Source organism: Sphingobium sp. (assembly GCF_035511395.1).
Lineage (GTDB): Bacteria > Pseudomonadota > Alphaproteobacteria > Sphingomonadales > Sphingomonadaceae > Sphingobium.
In genome coordinates this window covers 1-10,643 of record NZ_DATKFP010000028.1, presented here as the reverse complement: position 1 = coordinate 10,643, position 10,643 = coordinate 1, and the positions used below count along the sequence as shown (strand labels likewise).

At 63.6% G+C, this 10,643-nt stretch carries 14 protein-coding genes and 1 pseudogene; 11 read left to right on the top strand and 4 right to left on the bottom strand.

Annotated features, from left to right (window positions below; all coding sequences use genetic code 11):
- The 10 genes and pseudogenes from VMR39_RS01455 to VMR39_RS01410 form a co-directional block, all read left to right on the top strand.
- A pseudogene (locus VMR39_RS01455) lies at nt 1-247 on the top strand (phage baseplate assembly protein V); the annotation flags it as partial.
- An 8-nt stretch (nt 248-255) separates the two neighbouring features.
- On the top strand, nt 256-591 hold the full coding sequence (locus VMR39_RS01450; protein ID WP_325413636.1) for a GPW/gp25 family protein: 336 nt from the start codon (nt 256-258) through the stop codon (nt 589-591).
- Nucleotides 592-606: 15 nt separating this feature from the next.
- Nucleotides 607-1,782 (top strand): phage tail sheath subtilisin-like domain-containing protein, encoded by a 1,176-nt coding sequence (locus VMR39_RS01445; RefSeq protein WP_325413634.1) that lies wholly within the window; start codon nt 607-609, stop codon nt 1,780-1,782.
- A gap of 72 nt (nt 1,783-1,854) precedes the next feature.
- Nucleotides 1,855-2,367, top strand: coding sequence for a phage major tail tube protein (locus tag VMR39_RS01440; RefSeq protein ID WP_325413632.1), 513 nt, complete (start codon nt 1,855-1,857; stop codon nt 2,365-2,367).
- 73 nt (nt 2,368-2,440) lie between these two features.
- A complete protein-coding gene (locus tag VMR39_RS01435) occupies nt 2,441-2,776 on the top strand; it encodes a phage tail assembly protein (protein WP_325413630.1) in 336 nt (111 codons plus the stop codon).
- Nucleotides 2,777-2,784: 8 nt separating this feature from the next.
- The gene (locus VMR39_RS01430) at nt 2,785-2,913 is read left to right on the top strand and encodes a GpE family phage tail protein (protein WP_325413628.1); all 129 of its coding nucleotides are present in this window, start codon (nt 2,785-2,787) and stop codon (nt 2,911-2,913) included.
- Entirely contained in the window at nt 2,914-5,376 is a 2,463-nt protein-coding gene (locus VMR39_RS01425) for a phage tail tape measure protein (protein WP_325413627.1), read from the top strand.
- 3 nt (nt 5,377-5,379) lie between these two features.
- Nucleotides 5,380-5,793 (top strand): phage tail protein, encoded by a 414-nt coding sequence (locus VMR39_RS01420; RefSeq protein ID WP_325413625.1) that lies wholly within the window; start codon nt 5,380-5,382, stop codon nt 5,791-5,793.
- Nucleotides 5,790-6,803 carry a contractile injection system protein, VgrG/Pvc8 family gene (locus tag VMR39_RS01415; RefSeq protein WP_325413623.1) on the top strand — a complete coding sequence of 338 codons (1,014 nt, stop codon included), beginning with the start codon at nt 5,790-5,792 and terminating at the stop codon, nt 6,801-6,803. The genes VMR39_RS01420 and VMR39_RS01415 overlap by 4 nt, the downstream gene beginning before the upstream one ends.
- Nucleotides 6,804-6,845: 42 nt before the next feature.
- Nucleotides 6,846-7,037, top strand: coding sequence for a hypothetical protein (locus VMR39_RS01410; RefSeq protein WP_325413622.1), 192 nt, complete (start codon nt 6,846-6,848; stop codon nt 7,035-7,037).
- A 151-nt stretch (nt 7,038-7,188) separates the two neighbouring features.
- Here VMR39_RS01410 and VMR39_RS01405 read toward each other — a convergent pair whose 3' ends face one another.
- The 3 genes from VMR39_RS01405 to VMR39_RS01395 all read right to left on the bottom strand — a co-directional run bounded on the left by VMR39_RS01405 (nt 7,189) and on the right by VMR39_RS01395 (nt 8,954).
- Nucleotides 7,189-7,692, bottom strand: coding sequence for a hypothetical protein (locus VMR39_RS01405; protein ID WP_325413620.1), 504 nt, complete (start codon nt 7,690-7,692; stop codon nt 7,189-7,191).
- 303 nt (nt 7,693-7,995) lie between these two features.
- On the bottom strand, nt 7,996-8,451 hold the full coding sequence (locus VMR39_RS01400; protein ID WP_325413619.1) for a hypothetical protein: 456 nt from the start codon (nt 8,449-8,451) through the stop codon (nt 7,996-7,998).
- Between the two features lie 278 nt (nt 8,452-8,729).
- Nucleotides 8,730-8,954 carry a hypothetical protein gene (locus VMR39_RS01395; RefSeq protein ID WP_325413617.1) on the bottom strand — a complete coding sequence of 75 codons (225 nt, stop codon included), beginning with the start codon at nt 8,952-8,954 and terminating at the stop codon, nt 8,730-8,732.
- A gap of 683 nt (nt 8,955-9,637) precedes the next feature.
- Here VMR39_RS01395 and VMR39_RS01390 point away from each other — a divergent pair.
- Nucleotides 9,638-9,805 (top strand): DUF1328 domain-containing protein, encoded by a 168-nt coding sequence (locus tag VMR39_RS01390; protein ID WP_325413615.1) that lies wholly within the window; start codon nt 9,638-9,640, stop codon nt 9,803-9,805.
- Nucleotides 9,806-9,941: 136 nt separating this feature from the next.
- On the opposite strand, the gene VMR39_RS01385 is transcribed toward VMR39_RS01390, so the two are convergent.
- Nucleotides 9,942-10,484 carry a DUF2939 domain-containing protein gene (locus tag VMR39_RS01385; protein ID WP_325413613.1) on the bottom strand — a complete coding sequence of 181 codons (543 nt, stop codon included), beginning with the start codon at nt 10,482-10,484 and terminating at the stop codon, nt 9,942-9,944.
- Between the last annotated feature and the right edge of the window lie 159 nt (nt 10,485-10,643).

Below are 10,643 nucleotides of genomic sequence, written 5' to 3'. Positions count from 1 at the left end.
CGGCGCCGTCATCGGCTACGACCACACCGCCCACTCGCTGCACATCGTCCTGCCGAAAGGCGGCACCGCGACGCTCGTCGCCCCCGGCGGCGCTACCATCACCGGCGACGTCACCATCAACGGCAACCTCTCGATCACCGGCAAGGCCGAAGCGTCCGAAGACGTCATCGGCGGCGGCATCAGCCTCAAGAACCACAAGCACACCGGCGTCACTGCCGGCGGCGCGCAGTCCGGGACGCCCGTCTGATGGCCGGCATGTCCCGCAGCGCCGGCACGGTCATCGACGGCATCGACAGCATCCGGGAATCGGTGGCCGACATCCTCGGCACGCCGATCGGCACGCGCGTCGGCCGCCGTGAATATGGCTCGCTGCTCCCGGACCTGATCGACCAGCCCATGACCGGGCCGAACATCCTGCGGATTTACGCCGCCTCGGCGCTCGCCATCACCCGCTGGGAAGATCGCCTGCGCCTGCGCCGGGTCACGCTTGTCGCCGGCGCTCGCCCCGGCGCCGCCACCCTCAACATCGAAGCCGATCGCACCGACACCGCGCCCGCCACGGCCCGCACCCGCTTCGCCCTCTCTCTCTAAGCCCAAGGAACGCTCATGCCCTTCAAGCACGGAATCACCGTCACCGAGATCGTCGAAGGCGCCCGCACGCTGACGGCAGTCTCTACCGCCATCATCGGCCTGGTCGCCACTGCCGGCGATGCCAGCGCCGCCGTGTTCCCGCTCGACCGGCCCGCCCTCATCACCGACATCGAGACCGCGATCGGCAGCGCCGGCGTCACCGGCACGCTGGCCAAGGCGCTGCGCGCCATCGCCGACCAGACCCGCCCCATCCTCGTCGTCGTGCGCGTCGAGGAAGGCGCTGATGCGGCCGAGACCGCCAGCAACGTCATCGGCACGACCGATGCCAATGGGCACAAGACCGGCATGCAGGCACTGCTGGCGGCCCAGGCGCAGCTGGGCGTGAAGCCGAAGATCCTCGGCACCCCCGGCCTCGAAACGCAGGCGGTCACCGCTGCGCTCGCCGTCGTCGCGCAGAAACTGCGCGGCTTCGCCTATGCCCGCGCGATCGGCGAGACGGTGGCCGCCGCCGCTCTCTACCGCGCTAATTTCAGCACGCGCGAACTGATGCTGCTGATGCCCGACTTCCTCGCCTGGGATACCGCCACCAGCGCCGCCGTCACCAGCTACGCCGCCGCCCGCGCCATGGGCCTGCGCGCGCTGGTCGATACCCAGACCGGCCCCCACAAAACGCTGTCCAACGTCGCGGTTTCTGGCGTCGTCGGCTTGACCAAGGACATCCACTGGGACATCGAGGATCAGTCGAGCGAGGCTGGTGTGCTCAATGCCGCCGAGGTGACCGCCCTCGTTCGCACCGATACCGGCTATCGCTTCTGGGGCAACCGCACCACGGCCGAGGCCGACAGCCCCTTCGTCTTCGAAAGCACCGTGCGCGTCGCCCAGCTGCTTGCCGACACGATCGTGAACGGCATGCTCTGGGCCATCGACAAGCCGCTGACCCCCAGCCTCGCCAAGGACATCATCGAGACCATCAACGGCCTGTTCCGCCAGCTGAAAGCCGGCGGCGTGATCCTTGGCGCCAATGCCTGGTTCGACGAGGCGCAGAACGATGTGTCCGCGCTCAAAGCGGGCAAGCTGCGCATCGACTACGACTACACCGTGCCGCCGCCGCTCGAAGACCTCGGCTTCAACCAGCGCATCACCGACAGCTACTTCGCCGACTTCTCGGCGCAGCTGTCGGAAGACGTCTGACCGCGCACGTCTGATCGCGGGCGCCTGACCGGCGCCCGCCACCCTCTCCCTTCCCGATCTCAGGAGCCCGCCATGGGAATGCCCCGCACCCTCAAGGACATGATGATGTTCAACGAAGGCCTCGCCTATCAGGGCGATGCCAAGACCGTGACCCTGCCCACCCTGACCCGCAAGACCGAAGGCTATCGCGGCGCGGGGATGAGCGGCGAAGTGCAGATGGACATGGGCATGGAGGCCATGGAACTTGGCCTCACTTGCGGCGGCCCCATGCGCCAGATCCTGCGCCAGTGGGGCACGCCCACGATCGACGGCGTCTACATCCGCTTCGCGGGCAACTATCAGCAGGACGACACCGCCGACATCGACCATGTCGAGGTCATCGTGCGCGGTCGCTTCACCGAAATCGAGATGGGCGATCAGGAAGTGGGCGAGGCCAGCGAGTTCACCACCACCATGGCCGTCGCCTACTACAAGCTCGTCTGGAATGGCCGCGTCGAGATCGAGATCGACCCTCTCAACATGATCGAGGTGGTCGATGGCATCGACCGCCTGGCCGAGCGCCGCGCGCTCCTCGGCATCTTCTGATCCCGCATTCGTGACCCAACGGCCCGGCCAAGCGCCGGGTCGCCTGCCTGTTTCCTGAGACCCGGAGAGTTCCATGACCGACGCTTCCACCATTGCCCTTGCCGCCGCTTCCACCGCCCCGGTCCTGCGCACCGTTGCGCTCGACACGCCGATCGTGCGCGGCGCCCAGACCATCGACACCCTGCAGCTGCGCAAGCCCCGCTCGGGCGAACTGCGCGGTCTCTCGCTCGTCGATCTCGGCCAGCTGAAAGTCGATGCCCTGATCAAGATCCTGCCACGCATCTCCATGCCCACCATCACCGAGGTCGAGGTGGGCAACATGGAAACGGCCGACCTGCTTGCCTGCGGCGCGGAGATCGGCAGTTTTTTGCTGCAGAAGTCGCAGCGCACGGATGCCCTCGATCAGTAGACGACGCGATGGCCGATCTGGCGATCGTCTTCCACTGGTCGCCAGACGCCATGGACGGGATGGACCTGTCCGAACTCATGTCCTGGCGCGCACAGGCCGCGCGCCGATCGCAGCCCCCCAAAACCGGAAAGACGTAAATGGCGGACAGGAACCTTCGGCTTCAGGTCATCCTTCAGGGGCTCGACAAGCTGACCGCGCCCCTCAAGTCGATCACCGGCGCGTCGTCCGCCGCGCGCCGCGATCTGGCGAAGACGGCCGATGAACTGCAGCACCTCGACAAGCTGCAGAAGCAGGTCGGCAGCTACAAGTCCGCCGAATCCCGCTTCGCCGGAGATACCCGCGCTTATCAGGACCAGCAGGCGAAACTCGCCCAGCTGCGCGCCCAGCTGGAGGCGACGGAGAAGCCGACGAAGAAACTGCGCGCCGAGTTCGAGCGCGCCGAGAAGCAGGCCGCTACGCTCGCCACCCGCCTCGATGCCGGCGGCGCCGAGCTACAGCAGCTGTCCGCGAAACTCTCGGCCGCCGGGATCGACGTCGCCGATCTCGCCCGGCACGAAGACCGCCTGTCCGAGAAGACCGCCGAGGCCAACCGCGCCCTGCGGGTGCAGACCGCGCAGCTGGAAAAGGTCAACCAGGCCAACCGCAACTCGCAGAAGCTGAACGATCTCAGCGGCAAGGCCACCGGCGCCGGGCTTGGCATGATCGCTGCGGGCACCGCCGCCGGCGCGCCCGTCGCAATGGCGGTGAAGCAGGCGATGACGCTGGAAAGCGCCATGGCCGACGTCTCCAAGGTCACCAACATGACCGCGCCCCAGGTCGAGCGGATGTCGAACGACATCCTCGACATGAGCGAGACCATCCCGATGGCGGCCAACGAGCTCGCGACGATCGCCGCCGCTGCGGGCGCCGCCGGTGTCGGCATGGACAAGTTCGGCAGGCCGCTGCGCGACCAGCGTCAGCAGCTGCTCGAGTTCACCAGCGACGCGGCCGAGATGGGCGTCGCCTTCGACATGACCGCGGACATCGCGGGCGAGACGATGGCGAAGTGGCGCACCGCCTTCGAACTGCCGCAGGCAGGCGTGCGCGCGCTCGGTGATGGGGTCAACGCGCTGACCAATCGCTTCGGCGGCAAGGCGGCGAACGTCACCGACATCATCACGCGCATCGGCCCGCTGGGCAAGGTCGCCGGCCTCGCCGCGCCCGAGATCGCCGCGCTCGGCTCTACCCTCGATTCGATCGGCATCCCGAGCGAAGTCGCCGCCACCGGCATCAAGAACACGATGCTGGCGCTGACCAAGGGCGAGGCCGCCACCAAAGGCCAGCAGGCCGCCTTCGATGCCCTCGGCCTCAGCGCCACCGATGTGGCCAAGCGCATGCAGACCGATGCCACCGGCGCGATCACCGACGTCATGGAGCGCATCGGCAAGCTGGATGCGGACAAGCAGTCCGGGATCCTGACCCAGCTGTTCGGCTCGGAAAGCGTCGCCGCCATTGCGCCGATGCTCACCAACCTCGACGGGCTCAGGCAGCGCCTGGCGCTGGTCGGCGATGCCAGCCAGACCGCCGGCTCGATGCACGGCGAGTTCCTCAACCGCATCGCCACTACCGAGGGCGCCACCGGGCTTGCCACCAATGCCCTCTCCGGCCTCAACATCACCATGGGCAAGGCGCTGCTGCCGACCGTGGTGAAGGTCGCCGGCTACGTGAAGTCCGCTGCCAGCGCCATGCGCGGATGGGCGCAGGAAAACCCGATGCTGGCCAAGGGCATCATGATCTTCCTCGGCGTCGGCGCCGGGCTCCTCGTCCTCCTCGGCGGGCTGGCGCTGGCCTTCGCCGCGCTCACCGCCGCCGCCGCGCCGCTCGGCATCGCGCTCGGCCCGCTGCTGCTGATCGTCGCGGCCATCGCCGCCGTCGCCGCCGCCGCCTACCTGATCTACGCCAACTGGGGCGCGATCACGACATGGTTCGGCAACCTGTGGGAAGGCATCAAGGCAATGCTCGCCAGCGCGCTGGGCTTCATCGTCAAGGCCTTCCTCGCCTTCAGCCCGCTCGGCCTGCTCATCCGCGCCTTCGCCCCCGCGCTGGCCTTCCTGAGGGGTCTCAACTTCACCGAGATCGGCCGCAACCTGATACAGGGCCTGATCAACGGCGTGGTCGGCAAGCTGTCCGCGCTCAAGTCGACGATCGTCGGCGCCGCCACTTCGGTGGCGACCTGGTTCAAGGAGAAGCTGGGCATCCATTCGCCCTCGCGCGTCTTCGCCGGGCTCGGCGGCTTCGTCATGGCCGGGCTCGATCAGGGCCTTGCCGCCAACACCTCGGGGCCGCTCTCGCGCATCACCGATCTGTCGGGCCAGATGACCCGCGCGCTCGCTGTCGGCGCCGGCGCAGGCGCCATCGCGGCCACCAGCATGGCGCCCGCCGCCGCGCAGGCCCCCGCCCGGGCACCCGGAACCTCGGCAATGGGGGGCAACACCTATCACATCAACATCAACGTCGGCGCCGGGGCAAGCGCGCAGGACATTGCCGAGGAGGTGCGGCGAGTGATCAGGGATATCGAGCGCGAGGAACTTGGCCGCAGCTTCAACGATAGAGGAGATTGAACCATGCACCTGATGGCCCTTGGCATGTTCCTGTTCGAACTCGGCTCGCTTCCGTTCGAGGAACTGCAGCACAAGATGGACTGGCGCCACGCCCGCGCCCCGCGCATCGGCGCGCGCGATGCCACGCAGTTCGTCGGCCCCGGCGACGAGACGGTCACCCTGTCCGGCGCCGTCTACACCGAACTGTCGAACGGCGTCGTCTCGCTAGAGGATCTGCGCGCCATGGCGGACCAGGGCGAAGCGTGGCCGCTCGTCGCCGGCAGCGGCCGGGTCTACGGCAACTTCGTCATCACCGCGATCGACGAGCGGCAGGTCCACCTGATGGCCGACGGCACCCCGCGCCGGATCGACTTCGGCATCGATCTGCTCGGCGTCGATGATCCCGCCGCCGTCACCAGCGCCCCGGTCGCTCCATGAGCAGAGCCGTCAACAACATCGCCGACTGGCGCGTCACCATGGACGGCGTCGACCTGTCCGACCGTATCCGTCCCCGCCTCGTCTCGCTCACCCTCTCCGAAAAGCGCGGCGACGAGGCCGATCAGCTGGACATCGTGCTGAGTGATCACGACGGCATGCTGGCCATCCCGCCTGAAGGCGCCGTGCTGCGCCTGCAGCTGGGCTGGCTGCAGGGGCGTGACGTGACGCCGGGTCTGATCGACAAGGGCAGCTTCAAGGTGGACGACGTCAGCCACAGCGGCCCGCCCGATCAGATCACCATCCGCGCCCGGGCCGCCGACTTTACCAGCGAGATCCGCAATCGGCGCTCGCGATGCTGGAAGGACACCACTCTCGGCGCCGTGTTGCAGGAGGTGGCGGGCCGTAACGGTCTCACCGCCCGCATAGCGCCCGCCCTGGCGTCGATCGCGCTGCCGACGCTGGCACAGAGCCGCGAGAGCGACATCGCATTCCTGCGCCGCCTGGGGCGCGAAAATGACGCGGTCGCCACGATCAAGGACAAGCACCTGATCTTCGCTCCCAAGGGTGCCGGGCAGACTAGCACTGGCGCGGCGCTGCCCGCCCTCAACATCCGCCGGCGCGATGGCGACCGCCACAACTGGCAGCGGCAGAAGCGGGATGGGCAGGAAGGCGTGACGGCCAGCTGGCATGATCGCAAGGCGGCAAAGCGGCAGACAGTGACGATGGGCAAGGCCGAGGGCGCCAAGAAGCTGCGCAAGGTCTATCCGGACAAGGCCTCCGCAGAACGCGCGGCAGCGGCTGAGACGTCCCGTCTGCAGCGAGCGCCAGCGACGTTTGACATGACGCTCGCACTCGGCCGGCCCGATGTCTACCCGGAAGCGCGGGCCGAGGTGGTCGGCTTCAAGATGGGCATCGATGGGACGACGTGGCTCGTTTCAGAAGTGTCCCATCGCCTGGACAAAGGGGGCGGATTAAGAACCGATCTCAGGCTGGAAATCGTGTCGGCATAATGCCATGATTGCGGGACTTGAGCGGTGTCATAGGGTCAAGCTATGGAATTGCCCGACGATCAGGAATGCCTCAGAATTGCCGTAGACATGATTGAGGAGTACGGCGAGATGGTCGGGCCAGTCATCCAGTCGCGCATCGACGAGTTGCGTAAGACAGATCGCTTCGAGGAACTCGCGAGGTGGTTCCTCATCCGCAACACGGTAGGCTTCATTCTGCACAAGAGTTTGAACTAGTCTTGGCCGCAGATGGGTACTAAGCGAATTGACTTCGTGTACCGAATGTAAGGCCACTTCATTCACTATCACATCAAGTACCTGCGCGTAGGCAGATGCAAGATTTCGGGATGCGCAGGATGACCGAGCATATCAGTGCAGTTTGTCACGCTCATCGCGTTGCCGGTACCCTATATGGGAGCTTCCGCTTATCCCGAAGCACCGAGATCGCCGACGTCACCCAGAGACATAGGGCTGCTGCAACGCCAGCGAATTCACCTCCATAAGGCGTCGGCAATACGAACCCGACCAAGGCGACGGCGATCAGCACCGCTCCCAAAATGTAAAAGGCTCGAAAAGCGGCCCCGTACGCAATGGGCAAGAAATGCAGGCCTACCACGAGCGCCATTGCTGGCGGGCGCCACTCCGGACGATCCATGTTTATGACGATGTTCATGGCGATGAAAATGCCAATGCCTTCGCCGATGCTGGACCACATCAGGATGCGTTTCGCCTTCTCGGATAGAGCGCTTCCGCCGCCAGGTTGGCGGATCACCTGCCACGCGGCAGTTCCGATAATCGCGAAAATCAGAAATGGCAGGATAAGTGCCAGTCCCGAAACATGCAATTGCCACGCAAGCGTCAACGCGAGGAACACGGCACCAAAGAAGCTCATCACGATCCCGCCCCGACTTCCCACTCTATTGCCCCCCCATCTAGAAGCGCATTCGATGGCTGGTTTCGGCAGGCTTGTCGATAGCGTAGCGCCACGGGCCTTTGGAGTAAGGTCGGCAATGCGCCCATTGTCGCTGTTTAGCGCGTCCTTCTGGATTCCCAGGAGCGGACACTCGCGCAATCGGGTCGCTCATGGACCAGCCAATGATAAATACCGGTTGAGATGGCATAGGATGGCCCTGGTACCATTGATCGGTGCCTATTTCGTATTCTGGTCGGCGTCTCTGGTTCCTGCTCGTCGAGGCTACCCGTGAGTGCTGCCAAAACCGGGGCGGATGCGATGGGCATCTTCCCCTACCTCAATTGCGCGCTGACCCGTCACCACGTCCACCATGCAATTGAAGAACTCTAAAGCTTCATAAGGCGTCGTCAGCGGCAGTTGTACTTTTGCGCCGAGCAAGGCATTCGCCGCGTGCTCTTCGGTTGCGTCCCGAAGTTGTATCAGCAGAATGTCCTTGCGCGCCTTGAAATCATCAAGCTGGTTGCTGAGCAAATCAGCGACCAGTCTCACAAAGTCCTGCCGCTCAGGCGCTTCCGGATTTGCACGCAGGAAGTCCTCTATCGAGATGCTCGTGACGGCGCCGCCTGATGAGCGGTTTGCTTCATGCACCACCGTGGTTTTGTCGAGCCCGTTTCCACGGGCCAGATACCACTGGTCGCCGTTGGAACTGAGAGAGAATTGCAGCATCGGATGGGTCATGACGAATTCAACTCCGCGAGTGCCGAGGGAAAGCATTAAAAAACGACTCGTTCGTCATCACCACGGCCCTCGTGCATGAAAGAAAGGGTATCGCCGGACGATACCGGCGATCAGGTTTCCCGCGAAAACCCGACGCATCTCCTCGGCGCCTTCCGGCCTCACGCAGACAAGATGAGTGCCGCCGTTCCGGAGAGGCTCGATTGCACTGATTGACACGTGGTGTTCGGCGCATTGCCGCTGGACGTCTGCCTGGGGGAGATCAATGTTCAGCAAACGGCTCATGATCCTATCCCGAGATCGCGATCAATCCACAAATCAAGGTTCTGCGAGCTTCTTACCCAGCCATCCGCTGCGTCTGCTCCAGTCCCGGACTGATGGTTGCTGATCCGGTACGCCGTGGCGCTGGCTGCGGCGAGGTGGCGCGTTTTTGCAAGACGCGTTCCGGCAGCGCTGGCACGCATGAGCGATAGTTGATGCTCGAAGTACTGATGATTGAGATCCATAGCAACACCCCCTTCTCGTAAGCGGGAGCACTATGGTCTCTCAGTCGCTGGCGCTTAGTTCTCGATGCAAGCGATTGTAACCATGTAGGTATGGAATTATAAATTACAATGCCAAGCATTTCCGTATCCGTAAAAGACGCCCCCTGCACATCTGCATATTTTATGATGAAATTATTTTCATCGTTCCACAATGCAGTGCCATTATTTTGTGGACATATGCGATATAAAGCACATTTAATTGTCAAATTGCATATATCTGTGCGCCGAACGACCCCGGTTTACTCAGTATATTACCAAGTACGAGATTATCGTTTTCACCCCGAACAGGGCGACGGCCGGTGAATCGATTATGAGAACCCGATCAATGTGATATGCAATTGATCTGCAGGCAGATATTTCGAGTCCTCTCCCAAGAACATTCACAGGTCTAAACTGGCAAAAATTGTTGCCCAAAATCTGAAAGTTGGCCGCCGCAATGGAGAGCATGAAATTGGCTGCTGAGCGTTCGGGAGCGCCCTTAGCCGACTTTTGCCAACGGCGGCTATATGATAACTGAGCGACGAAGCAGACATTCGCCTGTCCGCCCCAAGCCGCATGATGGCGCCTTTCGGAACATAGATGTAAGCCGCCGGTTCTCAAACTGAGCTCGCCGAATGCATCGGCGCAGTTGAGGGAGAAACCACATGTTCCGTTGGGCCATCATATTCGCCGTCATCGCACTGATCGCTTCGCTGCTCGGCTTTGGCGGTGTGGCCGGACTTTCCGCCGAGTTCGCCAAGATCCTTCTGCTCGTCGCTGCGGTCCTGTTGGTCCTCGGCTTCCTGTTTGGGCGCGGCAAGAGAATTCCCTGACGACTTCGCTTACTGCGGCACGTAAATTGCATCAATACAGGTTTGAGCCCCTGCACACAGCGGGGGCTCTTGCCGTGCAGAAAGCTCGCGCTCCCAGGTAAACTGCGTCACAAAATCAGCGACAGCTGACGGAACCTCATGACACGTCCGGAGACGCGCTTGCCGCAGCAGGCATTTCGATATCGACCAAATCCCAGCCAAGCCCATCTCGCTCGAAGACGAGTGTAGGCACCTTCTCACCTACCTTCGCCTTGGGATGGGCGGTGAAGCGATCAACGCCCCGGCGCTCGATTTGCCAGTCGGCTTCCCTGCCCTCGGTCTGCTCGGCCGCTGGCCTCTCGGGGCTTTTCATCTTGCCGCTCTCGACCATCACCTTGATGCCCTCGGGGGAAATCATGCTGTCGATCATCGGATCGATGATGGCACCGGCGAACGCCATCCCCATGGCCGCGAAGGGGTTGTCCTTCTCCTTCGCCATTTCCGCCACCATCATCGCCCGCATCTGGGCCTTCAGCGATTCGCGGATCGCGGGGAAATCTACTCGCTCGCGCAGTTCGTCCTTGTCGCCGGCCAGCGCGGCGTCCTTAAGGCCCTGCATCGCGAACTGGGGCGAGAACCAGTACCAGGCGCCCGCCGCAATCACGATCGCCGCCACACCGGCCAAAATCGCTTTCTTCATCCACGCCCCCTTCAATCTGCTTAGATCGGGCTAGGCCCGCGGCAATCCGGGTGTCTACCGGAAAATCCGGAGACCGTAGGAAATTTCCTATTCCCTACAGGATGAAACGTCGCCAGAACGAGAACGAATCACGAACGAAAGAGGTGATCGGGAGTGAGT

Excerpts from the sequence above, each read along its gene's own strand:
- VMR39_RS01395 (WP_325413617.1), bottom strand. The coding sequence starts at position 8,954 with ATGGATCTCAATCATCAGTACTTCGAGCATCAACTATCGCTCATGCGT.
- VMR39_RS01415 (WP_325413623.1), top strand. The coding sequence starts at position 5,790 with ATGAGCAGAGCCGTCAACAACATCGCCGACTGGCGCGTCACCATGGAC.
- VMR39_RS01425 (WP_325413627.1), top strand. The coding sequence starts at position 2,914 with ATGGCGGACAGGAACCTTCGGCTTCAGGTCATCCTTCAGGGGCTCGAC.
- VMR39_RS01390 (WP_325413615.1), top strand. The coding sequence starts at position 9,638 with ATGTTCCGTTGGGCCATCATATTCGCCGTCATCGCACTGATCGCTTCG.
- VMR39_RS01400 (WP_325413619.1), bottom strand. The coding sequence starts at position 8,451 with ATGACCCATCCGATGCTGCAATTCTCTCTCAGTTCCAACGGCGACCAG.
- VMR39_RS01440 (WP_325413632.1), top strand. The coding sequence starts at position 1,855 with ATGGGAATGCCCCGCACCCTCAAGGACATGATGATGTTCAACGAAGGC.
- VMR39_RS01450 (WP_325413636.1), top strand. The coding sequence starts at position 256 with ATGTCCCGCAGCGCCGGCACGGTCATCGACGGCATCGACAGCATCCGG.
- VMR39_RS01385 (WP_325413613.1), bottom strand. The coding sequence starts at position 10,484 with ATGAAGAAAGCGATTTTGGCCGGTGTGGCGGCGATCGTGATTGCGGCG.
- VMR39_RS01445 (WP_325413634.1), top strand. The coding sequence starts at position 607 with ATGCCCTTCAAGCACGGAATCACCGTCACCGAGATCGTCGAAGGCGCC.
- VMR39_RS01430 (WP_325413628.1), top strand. The coding sequence starts at position 2,785 with ATGGCCGATCTGGCGATCGTCTTCCACTGGTCGCCAGACGCCATGGAC.
- VMR39_RS01420 (WP_325413625.1), top strand. The coding sequence starts at position 5,380 with ATGCACCTGATGGCCCTTGGCATGTTCCTGTTCGAACTCGGCTCGCTT.
- VMR39_RS01435 (WP_325413630.1), top strand. The coding sequence starts at position 2,441 with ATGACCGACGCTTCCACCATTGCCCTTGCCGCCGCTTCCACCGCCCCG.
- VMR39_RS01410 (WP_325413622.1), top strand. The coding sequence starts at position 6,846 with ATGGAATTGCCCGACGATCAGGAATGCCTCAGAATTGCCGTAGACATG.
- VMR39_RS01405 (WP_325413620.1), bottom strand. The coding sequence starts at position 7,692 with ATGAGCTTCTTTGGTGCCGTGTTCCTCGCGTTGACGCTTGCGTGGCAA.